The 17,404-nt window shown below is 60.9% G+C and carries 11 protein-coding genes and 2 pseudogenes; 2 read left to right on the top strand and 11 right to left on the bottom strand.

Features of this window, described 5'->3' with window-relative positions; genetic code table 11:
- Positions 1–21 precede the first annotated feature (21 nt).
- The 3 genes and pseudogenes from AB4O12_RS22690 to AB4O12_RS22680 all read right to left on the bottom strand — a co-directional run bounded on the left by AB4O12_RS22690 (position 22) and on the right by AB4O12_RS22680 (position 5,237).
- Positions 22–3,075, bottom strand: coding sequence for an efflux RND transporter permease subunit (locus AB4O12_RS22690; protein WP_460059764.1), 3,054 nt, complete (start codon positions 3,073–3,075; stop codon positions 22–24).
- A pseudogene (locus AB4O12_RS22685) lies at positions 3,072–4,137 on the bottom strand (efflux RND transporter periplasmic adaptor subunit). The gene AB4O12_RS22690 and the pseudogene AB4O12_RS22685 overlap by 4 nt, the downstream one beginning before the upstream one ends.
- Complete coding sequence (locus AB4O12_RS22680) at positions 4,134–5,237, bottom strand: efflux RND transporter periplasmic adaptor subunit (protein ID WP_056787047.1); 1,104 nt, start codon at positions 5,235–5,237, stop codon at positions 4,134–4,136. The pseudogene AB4O12_RS22685 and the gene AB4O12_RS22680 overlap by 4 nt, the downstream one beginning before the upstream one ends.
- Before the next feature lie 146 nt (positions 5,238–5,383).
- Between AB4O12_RS22680 and AB4O12_RS22675 the strand changes: the two are divergent.
- Positions 5,384–6,543 (top strand): annotated as a pseudogene (locus tag AB4O12_RS22675) (AAA family ATPase).
- An 830-nt stretch (positions 6,544–7,373) separates the two neighbouring features.
- Here AB4O12_RS22675 and AB4O12_RS22670 read toward each other — a convergent pair.
- The 8 genes from AB4O12_RS22670 to AB4O12_RS22635 form a co-directional block, all read right to left on the bottom strand.
- Positions 7,374–8,171, bottom strand: a complete 798-nt coding sequence (locus AB4O12_RS22670; protein ID WP_056787041.1) for a MetQ/NlpA family ABC transporter substrate-binding protein — start codon at positions 8,169–8,171, stop codon at positions 7,374–7,376.
- Between the two features lie 167 nt (positions 8,172–8,338).
- Entirely contained in the window at positions 8,339–9,271 is a 933-nt protein-coding gene (locus AB4O12_RS22665; protein WP_423521723.1) for a sigma 54-interacting transcriptional regulator, read from the bottom strand.
- 51 nt (positions 9,272–9,322) lie between these two features.
- Complete coding sequence (locus AB4O12_RS22660) at positions 9,323–9,904, bottom strand: alpha/beta hydrolase (protein ID WP_460059763.1); 582 nt, start codon at positions 9,902–9,904, stop codon at positions 9,323–9,325.
- 363 nt (positions 9,905–10,267) lie between these two features.
- Positions 10,268–10,669, bottom strand: a complete 402-nt coding sequence (locus tag AB4O12_RS22655; RefSeq protein WP_007972930.1) for an ExbD/TolR family protein — start codon at positions 10,667–10,669, stop codon at positions 10,268–10,270.
- Between the two features lies 1 nt (position 10,670).
- Positions 10,671–11,396 (bottom strand): MotA/TolQ/ExbB proton channel family protein, encoded by a 726-nt coding sequence (locus AB4O12_RS22650; RefSeq protein ID WP_041477454.1) that lies wholly within the window; start codon positions 11,394–11,396, stop codon positions 10,671–10,673.
- A gap of 45 nt (positions 11,397–11,441) precedes the next feature.
- Positions 11,442–12,245 carry an energy transducer TonB gene (locus tag AB4O12_RS22645; RefSeq protein WP_315434845.1) on the bottom strand — a complete coding sequence of 268 codons (804 nt, stop codon included), beginning with the start codon at positions 12,243–12,245 and terminating at the stop codon, positions 11,442–11,444.
- A 271-nt stretch (positions 12,246–12,516) separates the two neighbouring features.
- Positions 12,517–13,860, bottom strand: a complete 1,344-nt coding sequence (locus AB4O12_RS22640; RefSeq protein ID WP_056787033.1) for an aryl-sulfate sulfotransferase — start codon at positions 13,858–13,860, stop codon at positions 12,517–12,519.
- Positions 13,861–13,882: 22 nt separating this feature from the next.
- Positions 13,883–16,243 carry a TonB-dependent receptor gene (locus AB4O12_RS22635; protein ID WP_305381961.1) on the bottom strand — a complete coding sequence of 787 codons (2,361 nt, stop codon included), beginning with the start codon at positions 16,241–16,243 and terminating at the stop codon, positions 13,883–13,885.
- Between the two features lie 165 nt (positions 16,244–16,408).
- On the opposite strand from AB4O12_RS22635, the gene AB4O12_RS22630 reads away from it, so the two are divergent.
- Positions 16,409–17,353 (top strand): LysR family transcriptional regulator, encoded by a 945-nt coding sequence (locus AB4O12_RS22630; protein ID WP_056787027.1) that lies wholly within the window; start codon positions 16,409–16,411, stop codon positions 17,351–17,353.
- Positions 17,354–17,404 lie beyond the last annotated feature (51 nt).

Genomic DNA, 17,404 nt, shown 5'->3' with positions numbered 1-17,404 from the left:
CTGCGATCTTTTGCTTTTGCTTCAGGAAGATTCTTTTTCAGGCTCGCGAATCTTGTACCAGGCCACATACAGCGCCGGCAGGAACAGCAGCGTCAGCAGCGTCGCCACGACAATCCCGCCGATCATTGCGTAGGCCATCGGTCCCCAGAAAACTTCGCGGGCGATCGGGATCATGCCCATGCTCGCTGCCGCTGCGGTCAGCAGGATCGGTCGGCGCCGGTGTTCGGTGGCTTCGACCACCGCGTCCCACGGCGCATAGCCTTTCTGCTCGAACTCATCGATCTGCGTCACCAGAATCACCGAGTTGCGGATGATGATGCCGATCAGCGCGAGAATCCCCAGGATCGCCACGAAGCCCATCGGCGTGCCGGTCGGCACCAGCGCCAGGACCACGCCTATCAACCCCAGCGGCGCCACACTGGCGACCAGGAACATCTTCTGCACGCTGTGCAACTGAATCATCAGGAACGTCGCCATGAGGAACAGCATCAGCGGCAACACCTTGGCAATCGGCCCTTGGGCCTTGCCGCTTTCCTCGACCGTGCCGCCGGTGGCGACCTTGTAGCCGACCGGCAGTTTCGAGGCAAAAGCATCGATCGACGGCTTGAGCAGTTTCACCAGATCGGTCGGCTGAATCTCGTCGCGCACCGAGGCCTTGATGGTAATGGTCGGCAAGCGGTCGCGACGCCAGACCAACGGCTGCTCCAGTTCATAGCGCACGGTGGCAAACGCCAGCAGCGGAATCGAGGTGCCGCTCGGCGTGACGATCTGCAGGTTCTGCAGGGTTTCCGGGGTACCGCGCTCGGAATCCACGGCGCGACCGACCACGTTGATCAGGTAGATATCGTCATCGACCTGGGTCAACGGCGAGCCGCTGACAATGCTGTTCATCAGGTTGGCGACGTCTTCGGACGACAGCCCGAGTTGCCGCGCCTTGTCCTGGGCAATATCGATGCGCAGGACTTTGCCGGGCTCGTTCCAGTCGTAAATGATCTCGCCGATGTGCGGGTTCTTGTCCAGTTCGGTGGCCAGGTCGATGGCGTGTTTGCGCACCTGATCGACGTCTTTGCCGCTGACTCGATACTGAATCGGACGCCCCACCGGCGGGCCCATTTCCAGAGCCTGCACGTAGCTGCCGATGCCGACGAAGTCTTTGTGCAGGCGCTCACGCAAGCGCTGGCTGAGTGCCTCGCGGGCTTCGAAATCCTTGCTGACGATCACCAGTTGCGCGTAGTACGGGTTCTGCAACTGTTGGTCCAGCGGCAGGTAGAAACGGATCGCCCCCTGACCGATGTAAGTGCTCCAGCGCACGATGTCCGGGTCGCCCTTGAGCGTCGCTTCGAGCTTGTCCACCGCCTTGCGGGTTTCGTCGATCGAGGCGTTTTGCGGCAGGTTCAGGTCGACCAGAATTTCCGGGCGGTCGGAAGCGGGAAAGAACTGGTTCTGCACGAAACGCATGCAGAACACCGCCAGCACGAACAACAGCACGGTGACGCCGATCGCCCACCAACGATTGCGCATGGCCCACAACAGACCACCGTTGAAGGCGCGACCGACGCGACCCGGCTCGGCATCGTGGGCCTTCACCTTGTCGCTGAGGATGTGCACGCCAATCACTGGTGCGAAGAACACCGCCACCACCCACGAGACGATCATCGCCACGGCAATCACCGCAAACAGCGTGAACGTATATTCACCCGCCGAACTGGCGTTGAGACCAATGGGCACGAAACCGGCGACGGTCACCAGCGTACCGGTGAGCATCGGGAATGCCGTCGAGGTGTAGGCGAACGTCGCCGCCTGCTCCTTGCTCTCGCCCATTTCCAGGCGCGTGACCATCATCTCTACGGTGATCATCGCGTCGTCCACCAGCAGACCGAGGGCAATGATCAATGCGCCGAGGGAAATCCGCTGCATGGTGATGCCGCTGTACTCCATGAACACGAAGACCATGGCCAGCACCAGCGGAATCGAGCAGGCCACCACCAGACCAGCGCGCACGCCGAGGCTGATGAAACTCACCACCAGCACGATGATGACCGCTTCGAACAGCGCGCTGGTGAAACCGCCGACGGCCTCTTCCACCACCACCGCCTGATCGGAAACGGTGTGCACGCCGACGCCGACCGGCAAATCTGCGGTGAGCTGGTCGATGCGCTCATGCAGCGCTTTACCGAATTCCTGAACGTTGCCACCCTTCTGCATGGCAATCGCCAGGCCGATCGCCGGTTTGCCGTCGAAGCGGAATTCCGGTGTCGCCGGATCGACGTAGCCACGGCTGATCTCGGCGATGTCGGCCAGACGATAGAAGCGATCGTTGAGTTTGAGATTGACCTCGGCCAGATCTTTCTCCGATTCGAACTGGCCCGAGGTGCGCACGGAGATCCGCTCCGGCCCCGCCTCGATCACCCCGGCCGGAGTCACTGCGTTCTGCGATTGCAGGCTCTGCACCACCTGGCGCTGGTCGATACCCAGTGCGGCGAGTTTGCGCGTGGAGAAATTCAGGTAAATCGTTTCGTCCTGCTGGCCGACCATTTCGATCTTGCCCAGCCCCGGCACGCTGCGTATTTCGGCGCGCGCCTGTTCCACGTAATCGCGCAACTGACGCATGGTCAGGCCGTCGGCGGTGAAGGCGTAGACCGAGCCGTACACGTCACCGAACTCATCGTTGAACCCCGGCCCCTGAATGCCCTGGGGAAACTGGCCGCGAATGTCGTCGATCTTCTTGCGCACCTGGTACCAGATTTGCGGAATGTCCTCAGCGCTGGTGGTGTCGCGCAGGTACACGTACACCGTCGACTCGCCGGGGCGGGTGTAGCTTTTCACGTAATCGAGGGAATCGAGCTCTTCGAGTTTTTTTTCGATGCGGTCGGTGACCTGCTTGAGGGTTTCTTCCTGGGTCGCGCCCGGCCATTTGGTCTGGATCACCATGGTCTTGATGGTGAATGACGGGTCTTCTTCGCGGCCGAGATTGAAGTAGGAGAACACCCCCATCAGCAGCCCGACGAACATCAGGTACCAGACGAATGACTGGTGCTTCAAGGCCCATTCGGAGAGGTTGAAAGAGCCTTTCATTGACTGTCCTCGTCAAGTTTTACCGATTGTCCGGGTTTGAGACTGTTGACGCCGGCGCTGACCACGCGCTCGCCGTTTTGCACGCCACCGGCCAGCACCACGCTGTTGTCGCCACGGCTGACCACGCTGACGTCGCGCGGGTTGACGGTTTTGTTCTGCGTGTCGATGACCCAGATCCGGGTTTTACCGTCGGCTTCCTGCAACGCCGTCACCGGCAGTTCGATGCGCGGCTTGATCGCCGAGCTGAGGGTCACGCTGATCGCGGTGCCGAGGCGGAAACCGTCCGGCGTATCCGACAGGGTCAGGCGCGCGCGGCGGGTGCGCGTGGCGCTTTGCGCCCTGGGGTTCGATCTCGCGGATGATCGCCGTGGTGTTGATGCTCGGGTCGAGTTGCGCGGCCACCGAGAACACCACGTCGCTGGGCAACTGATCGACCAGCGTATCGGGCAGATCGATCACCGCTTCCTTGATGTCCGGTTGCGCCAGCGTCACCACCTGTTGGCCGGCAGTTACCACTTGCCCGGCTTCGGCGTTCCACGCGGTGACCACGGCTTTGTGATCGGAGCGCAGCTCGGTGTAGCTCAGTTGATCCTTGCTCTGGCTGACCGCCGCGCGTGCCTGATCGAGCGAGGCCTGAGTGGTTTTCAGATCGGTGTTGGCGACGTCCAGTTGCGCCTGCGCACCGACGCCGCGATCGAACAGCGCTTGCTGACGGCGTGCATTGGCCTGGGCGTTGATCAACTGCGCCTGGATCCTCGCCAGATCGCCTTGAGCCGAGCGCAACTGGTTTTGCTGATCGGACGGATCGAGGGTGGCGAGCAAGGTGCCCTTCTGCACCTCGGCGCCGACATCGACGTTGCGGCTGGCGATGCGTCCACCGACGCGGAAACCGGTGTTGCTCTCGTAACGCGCCTGAATGCTCCCGGCAAAGCGCCCGAGGCTTTCTTCGTTGAGCGCTTTGACCGTGACCGACAGCACCGGACGTACCGGTTCCGGCGGCGTTTCCTTTTCCGAGCAGGCGCCCAGCAGCAACGCCATGCACAACAGGCCGAGGCGCTTCATGGCTGCGCTCCCGGTTGCAGATCCTTGTAGGTGTTTTCGGCAATCTCGACTTTCATGCCGGGGTGCAGCAACTGGCCGCCGGCGACAATGACTTTCTCACCGCCCTTGAGGCCTTCGCTGATGATCACTTTGCCGGTCAGGTAACGGCCGACCGTGACCGTATGCAACTGCGCCTCGCCCTTGTCATCGACCAGCCATACCGCCGGGTCGCTGATGTTTTTTGTCAGCGCCGACCAGGGCAGTTCCACCGCCGATTTGCCGGTGCCTTTTGCGGTGGCGCTGACCACAGAACCGAGTTGCATGCCCGGCGGCAGCTTGTCGAGGCTGACCTTGACCTGCACGGTGCCCGATTGCGCCGACACCGACGGCGTGATTTCACGCACGGTGCCGGTGGTCTTGATCTCGGGATTGTCGAGCAGGCTGACCACGATCGAGCGATCGGACGGACGCTCGGCCAGCAGCGATTCGTAGACATTGAACACCGCGTCGCGGTCGCCATCGCGGGCGAGGCTGAAAATCGGCGCGGTGGCCTGCACCACCTGGCCGACTTCGGCCTGGCGCTCGGTGATCACCCCGGGTGCATCGGCGATCAGCGCGGTGTAGCCGAGCTGGTCCTTGGCGTTCGCCAGTTGCGCCTGCGCCGCGCTCAATGCGCTCTGACTGCTGCGCAGCGCGGCTTGTGCCGAATCGTATTCGCTCTGGCTGGTGTAGCCCTTGGGCAGGAGTTTTTGCTGACGCACGAAAGCGGCTGCCGCTTGCTTCACGCGGGCCTGTTCGGCGACGACCTGGGCCTGAGCGGAATCGACGTTGGTCTGCAGATCCTTCGGATCGAGTTTGGCCAGCACCTGTTTGGCCGTGACGCGGTCGCCGACATCGACCATGCGCTGGATGATTTTGCCGCCGACGCGAAATGACAGCTGGGTCTGCACCCGCGCCTGCACATCACCGGTGAGGGTCACCGCTGCGGCGTAGTTGGCCGGTTCGACCTCTTGCACAAAGACCCGTGGCAAGTATTCCTCAGCAGGCTTCTTGTCGCCGCAAGCGGTGAGCAACGCCATGGCGCTCACGGCCATCAGCACTTTCAATCCGGGACCCGCCATGCACACTCCTTGGCCTTAAATGCTGCTGTCGAGACGATACGACTTCAGAGCTTAGAACAGGGTTCCACGGTTGCGGACGCCAACACCAGATTTATCTCATTAAAGGTATGCTCCCCGCGTATCGCAGTGACCCGGAGAAGGATTTCATGCTCAACACCCTGGCGGTGGCCAACTACCGCTCGATCAACAAACTGGTGATTCCGCTCGGGCGCCTGAACCTGATTACCGGGCCTAATGGCAGCGGCAAGTCCAACCTCTACCGCGCCTTGCGCCTGCTGGCGGAAACCGCCCAGGGCGGTGTGGTCAATGCACTGGCGCGTGAGGGCGGGCTGGAATCGACGTTCTGGGCCGGGCCGGAAACCATCAGCCGACGCATGCGCAACGGTGAAGTGGCGATCGAGCCGACGGTGCGCCAAGGCGTGAAAAGGTTGCGCTTGGGATTCGCCGGCGAGGATTTCAGTTACGCCATCGGCCTGGGCCTGCCGGAGCCGAGCACTTCATGCTTTTCCTCGACCCGGAAATCAAGCGTGAGTGCATCTGGGCCGGCCCGGTGTTTCGCCCGGCGAGCCTGCTGGTCGACCGCAACGGCCCGATGATCCGCGCCCGTGAAGGTCGCGCCTGGGATGTGCTGGCGCAACACACGCCGAACTTCGACAGCCTGTTCGATCAGGTCGGCAATCTGCGCAGCTCGCCGGAAGTGTTTCAGATGCGCGAATTCATCCGGCGCTGGCGCTTTTATGATCACTTTCGCAGCGATGCCGACGCGCCGGTGCGTCAGCCGCAACTGGGCACGCGCACGCCCGTCCTGCACCACGATGGCCGTGATCTGGCGGCGGCCTTGCAGACAATTATCGAGATTGGCGATCCGCAAGCACTGAGCGCGGCGATCAGCGATGCGTTTCCCGGCGCGCGGCTGAATATCGCACTGTTGGCCGGTGGCCGTTTCGCTATCGAGTTTTATCAGGAAGGCTTGTTGCGACCGCTGTCAGCGGCAGAACTGTCGGACGGCACTTTGCGTTATCTGCTGCTGATCGCCGCCCTGCTGACCCCACGACCGCCATCGCTGATGGTGCTCAACGAACCGGAAACCAGCCTGCACCCGGACCTGCTGCCGGCGCTGGCGCGGCTGATCATTCGCGCTTCGGAGCAGTGTCAGGTGTGGGTGGTGTCACATGCGCGACGATTGATCTCGGCGTTGCAGGAAGACCCGGAATGCAATTGCATCGTGCTGGAGAAGACGCTGGGCCAGACCGGGATTGTCGGGCAGCGGGTGCTGGATGAGCCGGCGTGGCAGTGGCCGGATTGAGGGTGCCAGCGAAAAGCCCCTCACCCTAACCCTCTCCCAGAGGGAGAGGGGACTTCACCGAGTTGTTTGCGAGAGTTACGCCGACCTGAAAGCCTGAAGTCGAACCTGATTTTGAAAAGCCCAGACATCGGCTCCCTCTCCCTAGGGAGAGGGCTGGGGTGAGGGGCGAGCCTCACCGCTGATCCAACGGGCAATCACCCCAACCACTTGCCCCCTTCACCAATCACACTCTCAGGCCGGGTGTCATCACTCAGCTCTTTGCGCACATATTGGGTGACCGAATTTTGCTTAGCCCATCTGGGCTGCCCACATTCATATCGCTTAAACATTATTCTGCGGGTTTGCCGGGAAGGAATAAGACGGCTATTTTTCCTTGCGCTGTAGGACGGATCTTTTTTTCAGGAAAGACCTCCAAGGACCCACAGCTTTTGGCCAGACTCTCCGGCCCATCCACCACAAGGAAGAACAACATGGACGTAAAAGTGCCGCAGCGGCTGGATCCGCAGGACATTGTGAAATTGCTCAGGGCGTTGCGCCGGGCGTTGAAGACTACAGCGTAAGTCGAAAGCCCCTCACCCCAACCCTCTCCCTAAGGGTGAGGGGGCCGACCGTGGTGTCTTTCGTCGTACATCGACCTGACGAACCGAGTCGATTATGGATTCAGCGACGCACGAACAGGTCGGCGGGCCTCTACAGCATCCCCCAATCGGTCCCCTCTCCCTCTGGGAGAGGGCTAGGGTGAGGGGCTTTTCAAGACACACAAAAACGCCGATGACCATCACTGGCCATCGGCGTTTTCACGTCTGAAGCGGATTCACTCAAGCGTCAGCTCAGAACGCCGGCAATACCGCGCCGCTGTACTTCTTCTCGATGAAGGCTTTGACTTCCGGGCTGGTCAGGGCCTTGGCCAGTTTCTGGATCGCGTCGCTGTTCTTGTTGTCCTCACGGGCCACCAGGAAATTCACGTACGGCGAGTCAGCGCCTTCGATCACCAGCGCATCTTTCTGCGGGTTGAGCTTGGCTTCCAGCGCGTAGTTGGTATTGATCATGTCCAGATCAACTTCTTTCAGCACGCGCGGCAGCAGGGCCGATTCCAGTTCCTTGAACTTGAATTTGTGCGGGTTCTTGGCGATGTCTTTCGGCGTTGCCAGAGCGTTTTTCGGATCTTTCAGTTCGATCAGACCGGCCTTCTGCAGCAGGATCAGCGCACGGCCGCTGTTGCTGCCTTCGTTCGGGATGGCGATGGTGGCGCCATCCGGCAGTTCAGCCAAGGTTTTGTACTTGCTCGAGTAACCACCGAACGGTTCAACGTGGACGCCCTGCACGGTCACCAGGTACTTGGACTTGTCGTCCTTGTATTTGCCCTGGTTGAAGCTGTTCAGGTACGGCAGGGTCTGGAAGTAGTTGGCGTCCAGACGCTTCTCGCCAACCTGTACGTTCGGCTGCACGTAGTCGGTGAAGACCTTGATTTCCAGATCCACGCCTTCTTTGGCCAGGGTCGGTTTGATCAGCTCAAGGATTTCAGCGTGGGGCACCGGCGTTGCGGCAACCACCAGTTTCTCGCCGGCGTTGGCGAAAGAAGCCGTCAGCGCAGCCGCCAATGCGGTAAACAACAGAACCTTTTTCATGCAGTGTCCTTATCGAAAATCACGGTCGTCATCGACGACGGCATTTAATACGTGTGCCAGTGAAGTGATATCGCTGGCGTGGGTCGGACAATACCCGGATTTTTTATTCCCGGACAATAACGTTTATTCAGCTTCATATTCCATTTTGTTCATGTTGAAGAAAATGCTCACACCGCCTCGCTCAAGCGAATCAGCCAATCTTTCAAGGCCTTACGCTCTGCACTGCTACCGCCGATGTGGGTCTGCCTCACCAGACGTTCGATCTGAACCTGCGGCGCAGACGCGTCAGGCAGGTTCAGATGTTCCGGCAGGATCTCGTCGCCGGTGCTGACCAGCAGAGCGAAATGAATGACGTTTTCCAGCTCGCGGGTGTTGCCCGGCCAGCTGTGTTGTTCGAGTACATGCTGAGCGGCTTCGCTGATCAGCGGCACGGGCAGGTCAAGACGCTGGCTGTAGATGCCAAGGAAATACTCGGCGAGCGAGAGAATGTCGCCAGTCCGCGCGCGCAACGCCGGCAGCTCCAGATGACCCTCGCTGAGATAGTGATAGAGCCGCTCGTGAAATTTCCCGGCGTCCACGGCCTGGGCCAGATCGATGCTGGTCGCCGCCACCAGGCGCACATCCACCGGGCTCGGCTGATGCGCACCGACGCGGGTGACTTCGTGGTTTTCCAGCGCCGCGAGCAGCTTGACCTGAATCGGCAGCGGCAAATCGCCGATCTCATCCAGGTACAAGGTGCCGCCGTTGGCCGAACCGAACCAGCCGGCGCGGCTGCTGGCCGAACCGCTGTAACTGCCGGCGGCGTAGCCGAACAGCTCGGCGTCGGCGTAGGTCGGGCTGATCGCGCCGCAGTTCACCGAAACGAACAGACCGCTGCGGTCACTGGCGCGATGGATATGCCGGGCGAGCAGCTCTTTACCGGTGCCAGTCTCACCGCGAATCAACACTGAAATCGAACGGGGAGCCAACTGCTCCAATTCCTCGCGCAATTGCCGCGAGCGTGGGTCGACGAACACCAGGGCCTTGGCGCGAATGCTCAGAGGGCTTTTTTCCGCATCGGGAAAGGTCAGCAAGGGCTGACCGAAGGTTTCAAAACTCATGGCAGGCTCCCGCCCAAAACCGCCAGCCGACGGGGGCGTTGAAAAATTAGATCAGGCGCGACGGCGGGCGTGGTCTTCCAGGCGGTTTTGCAGGCGATAGAGATAGGCGAAACCCTGCTCCCAACGCTGATGCCCGGACTTGACGTTGATGTGCCCGGCACCGGCAAGAATCCCCGCCTCCGCCCCCCAGTTGCGTGCCAGTTCGAGCGCGCGCGGGGCACTGACGGCGGCGTCGTTGTCGGAGCTGATGACCTGACTTGGGAACGGCAGCAGGTCCGTCGGTATTGGTGCGAAATTGCGCAACGCCGGCGCGCACGCAGGACGCTCGACATCGGCGGGCGCAACCAGCAACGCCCCGCGCACCTGACGCAGGTATTGCAACGGCGCTGTCGCCGCCCAGTGGGCAACGGTGATGCAGCCGAGGCTGTGAGCGATGAGGATCACTGGCGTGCTGTCGGCGGCAATCGCTTCGGCCAGCGCGGCGACCCAGTCCTCACGGCGCGGCGTCAGCCAATCGGCCTGTTCCACCCTTGCGCTGTTCGGCAGGCTGTTCTGCCAATGGCTTTGCCAATGATCTTCTGGCGATCCTTGCCAGCCCGGCACAATCAGGTAGCGGATTGATTCGTTGCGCATGGGGAAGCTCTCCTGCGTCGTGTCTGTTCCGGGTCGAGTATAGGGAGAGGAGTTATATTCGTTAAGGAATAAGAAGCTATTTATTAAGACCTGTATCGAATATGTGATCTGTGTAGGGCGTGAGATTCTTCCCCCTCACCCCAGCCCTCTCCCCCAAGGAGCGAGGGGGAAAGGGAGCTGATCTTCAGGCTCTTCAAATCTTGAGTTCGACTGGATTTCTCATATCGGTGTATAGCCGCCAGACAACCCGGTCAGTCCCCTCTCTCTTCGGGAGAGGGCTAGGGTGAGGGGCTTTTCAAAAACTGAACGCAAAAAAAGGGCCGCACCCTGCCAAGGAGACGGCCCCGGAAAAACGAAAATCTGTTACCGCGCAGTAATCACCGACAACTTGGTAATCCCCGCCCGTTCGATCGAAGCCATGGCTCGCGCCACTTCGCCGTAATTCACCCCGTCATCGGCCTGCAATTGCACGCGCACCTCCGGGTCCTTGGCTTTGGCCGACTTGAGGTTGAATTCGAGCAAGTCGGGCTGAATCTCGTCCTTGTTGATAAACAGTTTGCCGGCGCCGTCGATGCTCACCACCAGCGGGTCCTTCTGCTCGACCGGCGCCACCGCTTCGGTCTTCGGCAGGTTGATCGGGATCGCGTTGGTCAGCAGCGGCGCGGTGACGATAAACACCACCAGCAGCACCAGCATCACGTCTACCAGCGGCGTCACGTTGATTTCACTGAGCACCTCATCCGTGTCTTGCGTGGAGAAGGCCATATCAGGAGGCCTCCTTCACTTTTGCCGCGTTGCCCGACGTTGCCACCTTGTGTGCGGTCGGGTGGATCAGCACGCGGAACGCGCTCTTCTGCGCCAGGCTGTAGAAGTCGTGGGCGAAGTCATCCAGATCCGCGGCGGTCAGTTTCAGCCTTCGCAAAAAATAGTTGTAAACCAGCACCGCCGGCACCGCGACGGCGATGCCCACGCCGGTCGCGACGAGTGCCGCACCGATCGGCCCGGCCACCGTTTCCAGGCTCGCCGAACCGGCGGCGCTGATGCCTTTCAAGGCCTCCATGATTCCCCACACCGTGCCAAACAGACCAATGAACGGCGAGGTGCTGCCGATACTCGCGACAACCGCCAGACCGGTTTCCAGCGAACGCCGTTCGCGGACGATCTGCTGGCGCAAGGCACGCTCGAGGCGATCCTGATGGTTGATCGCCTGGCTCAGATCATTCGCCTGCGGCGCCTCGCCCACCTGGATCGCTGCATAGCCAGCCTGCGCCACTCGCGCTGCGGCGCCGGGCTGGGTTTCGCTCAACTCTGCCGCGGCATCCAGACTCGACGCCGCCCAGAAACGTTTGTGAAAGCGCCGATCCTGCGCTTTCAGACGACCGAACTGCACAGCCTTGAGCAACGCCAGGCCCCAAGTGGCGACGGAAAAAACCACCAGCAGCCAGATCACCGCGCTTTCGATGGATTCCAGTGGAGATGCCAGTAACGTCATGATGTGTTCCCTCGTGTAAACATTTCGCGCGAATTTGGTTTCGGTTTAATGAATCTTGAAATCGATGGGCACGCTGACCCAGCCGTCCTGGGCGACATCACCCTGTTTGGCCGGAACGAAACTCCAGCGCTTTACAGCGTTGAGCGCTGCGTCGTCGAGCTGCTGCCGGCCACTGCTTTTGGCAATCTGGATCTCGCCCGGTTTACCGCTGGCCAACACATGCACCCGTAACAACACCGTGCCTTCCCAACCGCGCCGCTGGGCCAGCGACGGGTATTCCGGCGCCGGATTTTTCAGATACGCAGCGTTGGCTGAAGCCGGGGTAACGGGCGCCGGTGCCGGTGGCGCAGGAGGCGCTGGCGCGGCGACCGGGGCTGCCGGTTTCGCTGGCGCTTGCTCCACCGGCTTGGGCGCGGGTTTGGGCGGCGCCTTGACCACCGGCTTGGGTTTGGGAATCGGCTTGGGCGGCGGCGGTTTTACCGCCAATTCGTCTTCCACTGGCGGTGGCGGTTCGACCACCGGCGCCGGCGGCGGCGGCGCAACAACCGGCGGCGCGGGCGGAGCCGGACGCGAAAACTCGATGGTCATCGGCGGAATTTCCGGCGGTACCACCGGCAGCACTGGCGTCGGCTTCTGGCTGACCCAGTAAATCACCGCGCCATGCACGACCAACGCGAGCACACCGAGCAAAAGGGTTTCGCGTCGACTCAAAATGCCCTTGGGAGCACGTTGCAAACGCAACTGCCCCAACGGCACCCTATGCGGCCGGCCAAGATCGACCAGCTCGCCACTCGGCGTGTGCCGCCACAGCAATTCCCCTGCGCTGGCGGCGGTCTGGACATTGCCCATTGTTCAACTCCCTGCGGTCTCTTTCGTTCTACTAGCCAAAGCGATCGTCTCGCCATTCGTGAAGCCCCCACGGCGTAGTCGACGGGGCAATCATTGGGCCTGAACGCTTATCACCGAAAGTAATCTTTGAAGTTATGTATAGATCTGCATGGAATATACAAATCGGCCTTTTTCACCGAGGCCACGCGCTACAAGGGCTGCAGCGATGAGCCGTAAATCGCATGCCTTTGCGGCATGAAAAGTATTCGTCCACGGCATCCATCCGCGCCCTTCAACGGCTGGCATTGGTTTGCTGCACGCCGACAGCGGGCGCGATCACTGCAGTCTCTGAACGCGGTGTACCGGCAGGCACCCAGTCATAGCTCACCGGCAGCGCTCGATACACCCAGTTGCTGATTGCATCGCTGCCCGGCGCTTTGCCCAGATACGGGCTGACGTATTCCCAAACGTTTTCACCACTGGCGGTTACCTGGAAAAACCGTCCGTTCATGCCTTCGTCGATCAACGTGTTGCCGTTGGGCAACCGCCGCGCACTGCTGATGAACGAGCTATAGAACGCCCAGCCCGGCTGCTTCGTATTGGCCGCGCTGTACTGCCAGACGATTTGGTTTTTCTGTGGGTCGATTTCCAGCACCCGCGAGCCGGATATCAACCCAAGGGTGACGTTTGGATAGCCCGCCGAGCCCTGGTTATCGAACACCAGCAGATTGCCGGCGCCGGGCAGCCCGGCGGGGATGATGTGCGCGTCATGCTGGCCGACGAACTGATCGACCGGACGCGGCAGTTTCTGCGCGGTTTTCGGATTGATCAGCGGCAGATTCGGCCCCAGCCGCCAGACCACTCTGCCGCTGCTTTTGTCGATGATGGCGATGAAGTTGGCGTTGCGTGAATCGATCAACAGATTGTCCGGACTGAAGCGCTTGTCACCGGCGTCGAACCACTTGTTCGGCCCGACCAGACTGAGGTTGTTGATGTGCAGGTAATCCGGATTGTCACTGGCGCGCACCAGTTTCAATTGCTCGGCAGTGAAGCCGAATTCGCTCAGATGATCCGAGGCCAGCCACTGCCATTTCACTGCACCGTCGGGGCTGACTTCGTAGATCACATCATCGATTACTTCGGGCGCCTTGAAGCCTGTGACCTTGTGCACCTTGTTCGCCAGCACCACGGTGTTGCCATTGCTCAAGCGCCGCTGATCGTGATGTTGCTGCGCCGCGCCACCAGGAGCCTTGTCGCCCCACTGCCAAACCACTTTGCCGTCCCAGTCGAGTTCGCCGACGCTCTGGTTGCCCAGGCCATTGCCCGCCGAGCCGAGCTTGCCGGGGTCCTTGTCACTCAATTGCAGCAGCACATGGCCGCGTTTACCGCCGACCAGTTGCGGATCGATGATTGCGGACGGGAAACCTGCCTGCGGCCAGGTCTTCACTTCGTTGCCGTTCATGTCGATCAGGTGCGTCTGTTTGTCGGCACCGCTGAAGATCACGTACTGGTTAAACGCCTTGTCTGGGTCATAACGGGTGACTCCAGTCGGGTACACACTGGGCGCGGCGAAAGCACCGCTGCTCAGGACTGCGCCGGATAGCAGCAGGGGTAAAGCGCTTTTGATGGGCAACATGGTGCAGCTCCTTGAAGGCAAATCAGAAGTCGTAGCGACCGGTAACGCCGAGGGTGCGCGGGGTGCCGAGCAGGCCTTCATAGCCGCCGTTACCGCCGGTCCACAGGGTCGTGTAGTAGGTTTTGTCGAAGGCGTTCTTCAGCCACAGCGAGACATCCCACTGGCCCTGATTGAAATCGCCGCGCAGGCCGGTGGAAAGGTTGACCACCGCGTAACTGGGTATCTGCCCGTAATCGGAATCCTCGACCGTGCCCACCGCTTTGGAGCGAAACGCATAGCTGCCGGTGACGTAGGGTTCGAAGCCGTTAGCCAGATTCCATTTGTATTCGCCGTTGGCGTTGCCGATCCATTTCGACGCGCCGACCACTTGATGGCCGCTGAGGTCGCACGAGGCCGGTGCACCCGGGGCCTGGCTGACTTCCGGCGGGCACGGCGCATCCTTGTACGAGAGGTAGCTGACGTCGTTGTACGAGCCGTTGAAATTCAGGGTCAGGCCACGCAGCGGCACCAAGCTGCTTTCGAACTCGATGCCACGCGAGCGCACCGAGCCTGCGTTGGTCAGGTATTGCACGCGGTTGGCGGCGTCGTAGGCGTTGGTCTGGTAAGCGTTGACCTGGGTCCAGAACACGTTGGCGTTGAGTTGCAGGCGGCGATCCCACAGGGTGCTTTTGAAGCCGAGTTCGGCGTTGTTGGCGCGCTCGGTGCCGATCAATAACGAGTCGGCGCCAGCGGTAGGTGCGGAGCCGACCGCAAGGTTGACCCCGCCGGATTTCTCGCCGTGGGACAGCGTGGCGTAACCGAGTATGTCGTCGGTGATGCGATAGCTCAGGTTGAGCAGTCCCGAGGGGCTGGAGCTGTACTGATTCAAGTCTCCGGAATCGTAGACGCCGGCACGGCCGCGACGCGCATTGGCTGCCGCACCCGCCACCGCCATGCCACCGAGCGGCGCGTTGCGGCTGACCGAGGCGTTTTTCTCCTCGTAGGTGCCACGCACCCCGGCGGTGAAATCCAGCCGCTCGCTCAGGTGCCAGGTGCCTTGGGCAAACAGGGCGAAACTGTCGGTCTTGATATGGCCGTTGCCGACGCTGCTGACGTTGGCCAGGGCGCCTGCCGGCGTGCCGTTCCAGATATCCGCTTGCGGGCCGTAATAGGCGAAGGATTTGTTGTCCAGGTCCGAGCCGAAATAGTAGGCGCCGACCACGTAATCGAAGAACTCGCCCTTGGGCGAGGCCAGGCGAAATTCCTGCGAATACTGTTTGTCTTCCACCGACACACCGGCGTTGTAACTGGCCGGCACATTGAGGCCGTCATCGTTGCGCGGGGTGAAATTCCAGAAACGATAAGAGCTGACCGACGTCAGGGTGAAGTCGCTCGGCAACGTCCAGTTGGCTTCCACTGAAGTGCCGCCCTGATGCACGGTGACGTGCTGGTCATTGTCGAGATTGACCTTGCGATGCCGGCCGTTGACCAGCGTCGCCCCGGCCGCGCTGGCCCGCGATTCATACAGATTGACGCCGTTGATGGTCGGCCCGGTGTTGTACAGCACGCGGGTGCCGGCACTGGAATCTTCTTCGTTGTAATCGCCGATCCAGCGCAGATTGAAATTTTCATTGGGCTTGAACAACAGCTGCGCGCGGAAGCCCTCGCGGGAGCCGCCGTTGAGGTCGTGGCCGTCATATTCGTTCTTGATGTCGCCGTCACTGCGCGTGCGATAGGCGGAAAAACGTCCGGCCAACTCATCATTGAGCGGCCCGGAAATCGTGCCCTTGGTCTGGAAATAACCGTCCTCGCCGACCGATGTTTCGATGCTGCGCTCAGGCGTGAAACTGGGCGCGCGGGTGCTGATATTGATGACCCCGGCGGTGGTGTTCTTGCCGAACAGCGTGCCCTGCGGCCCGCGCAAGACCTCAAGCTGCTCGATATCCATCAAGTCGAACACTGCCATACCCGGACGGCCCAGATAAACGTTGTCGATGTACAGGCCAACGCTGCCTTCCAGGCCATCACTGGCCGGGTTGTTACCCAGGCCACGGATCGACACGCTGGACTGCCGCGCATGCATGTAAGCGACGTTGACGCTGGGCACCAGTTGCTGCAAATCCTGAATCCGGTAAACCCGTTGCGTCTCCAGATTCTGCCCGCTGACCACGCTCATTGGCGTCGGCACGTCTTGCGAACTTTCTTCGCGGCGGCGCGTGGTGACGGTCACGGTTTCCAGCTGCGAACCGTTGGCCGCCGCTGTGTCTGCGGGGACGGGCGGAGGGGTTTCGGCTTCGGCGGCATAGCCGTGAGTCCAGCTGGCGCTGCCTGCCAGCAACAGCGCCAAAGGCAGGCGTTTGAGCCGTCGGGGAGATGGGGGTAACGCGAGATTCAACGGACTCATGGCGCGGCTCCTGGTCAAAAAACACACAGACATCTTCAGTGCTGCATATTCTTTTCAGTTATTTATTTATGGATTTACAAATATTTACTGCATAAGAGATTGCCTTTATAAGGAGTCGACCTAATGCATATCCAATGCATTTCCCGGATATTTTTTATGTGAAAAATGCATATCGACTTGCGCCAATTGCGTCACTTCATCGCTCTGGTTGAGCAACGCAGCTTTGTCGCTGGCGCGCAGGCGGTGAACCTGTCGCAGTCGGCATTCAGCCGCAGCATCCAAGCACTGGAACACAGCGTCGGCTGCCAGTTGGTCGACCGTGGGCGCAAGGAATTGCCGCCGACCAAACAGGGCCATGTGCTGCTCGAACATGCGCGGCGACTGGTCAGCGGTGCGCAGCAGATGGCCAATGAGATCAGCCAGTTCAATGGCCTCGAGGCCGGGGAATTGCGCTTTGGTTGCGGGCCGGCGCCAGCCGCCGGATTGATCCCGCGCGCGATCGGCGCATTCATCGGCCGCTACCCGAAGGCGCGCGTACAGTTTCTGGTCGATGACTGGCAGAGCCTGAGCAAACGCCTGCTCAGCGAAGAGTTCGAATTTTTCGTCGCCGATACCCGACAATTCGAGGCCGACCCGGATTACCAGACCCACCGCCTGCGGGCGCGCAAATGGCATTTCTGCTGCCGCGCCGGGCATCCGCTGACGGCGTTCGAACGCATCACCGCCGAGCAGTTGCTGAGTTATCCACTGGCCGTAAGCATTCGCCCGCCGAACCTGCGCAAGGTCATCGTCGACCTCAGCGGCCGCCCTGATTTCACCCCGAATGTGGAATGCGAAAACGGTTCGACGCTGTTGAGCGTGGTGCTGCGTTCGGAGGCGATCGGAATTGTCGGCGCGTATTCCGATGCGCTGCATCTGGCCAAGGGTGAGCTGGTCTGTTTGAAGATCGAAGGCCTGGCGGATGATCTGGAGGAGCTGTACACCCGCTATGGGATTGTCAGCCGCGCGGGGTATCGGTTGTCGCCACTGGCCGAGGCGATGATCGAACAGATCAAGGCGATTGATGCGGAGGATGAGGAGGTGTGTTCGCTGGAGAATTTCGCGGTCTGAGCTGGCCCCTTCGCGAGCAGGCTCGCTCCCACAGGAATACGCATTTCAAAT

Source organism: Pseudomonas sp. S2_A05, assembly GCF_054668485.1.
The sequence above is the reverse complement of the archived record's forward strand: the minus strand, read 5'-3'. Positions and strand labels throughout refer to the sequence as shown.

Excerpts from the sequence above, each read along its gene's own strand:
- AB4O12_RS22640 (WP_056787033.1), bottom strand. The coding sequence starts at position 13,860 with ATGTTGCCCATCAAAAGCGCTTTACCCCTGCTGCTATCCGGCGCAGTC.
- AB4O12_RS22655 (WP_007972930.1), bottom strand. The coding sequence starts at position 10,669 with ATGGCCTTCTCCACGCAAGACACGGATGAGGTGCTCAGTGAAATCAAC.
- AB4O12_RS22665 (WP_423521723.1), bottom strand. The coding sequence starts at position 9,271 with ATGAGTTTTGAAACCTTCGGTCAGCCCTTGCTGACCTTTCCCGATGCG.
- AB4O12_RS22635 (WP_305381961.1), bottom strand. The coding sequence starts at position 16,243 with ATGAGTCCGTTGAATCTCGCGTTACCCCCATCTCCCCGACGGCTCAAA.
- AB4O12_RS22630 (WP_056787027.1), top strand. The coding sequence starts at position 16,409 with ATGCATATCGACTTGCGCCAATTGCGTCACTTCATCGCTCTGGTTGAG.
- AB4O12_RS22645 (WP_315434845.1), bottom strand. The coding sequence starts at position 12,245 with ATGGGCAATGTCCAGACCGCCGCCAGCGCAGGGGAATTGCTGTGGCGG.
- AB4O12_RS22660 (WP_460059763.1), bottom strand. The coding sequence starts at position 9,904 with ATGCGCAACGAATCAATCCGCTACCTGATTGTGCCGGGCTGGCAAGGA.
- AB4O12_RS22670 (WP_056787041.1), bottom strand. The coding sequence starts at position 8,171 with ATGAAAAAGGTTCTGTTGTTTACCGCATTGGCGGCTGCGCTGACGGCT.
- AB4O12_RS22690 (WP_460059764.1), bottom strand. The coding sequence starts at position 3,075 with ATGAAAGGCTCTTTCAACCTCTCCGAATGGGCCTTGAAGCACCAGTCA.
- AB4O12_RS22650 (WP_041477454.1), bottom strand. The coding sequence starts at position 11,396 with ATGACGTTACTGGCATCTCCACTGGAATCCATCGAAAGCGCGGTGATC.
- AB4O12_RS22680 (WP_056787047.1), bottom strand. The coding sequence starts at position 5,237 with ATGGCGGGTCCCGGATTGAAAGTGCTGATGGCCGTGAGCGCCATGGCG.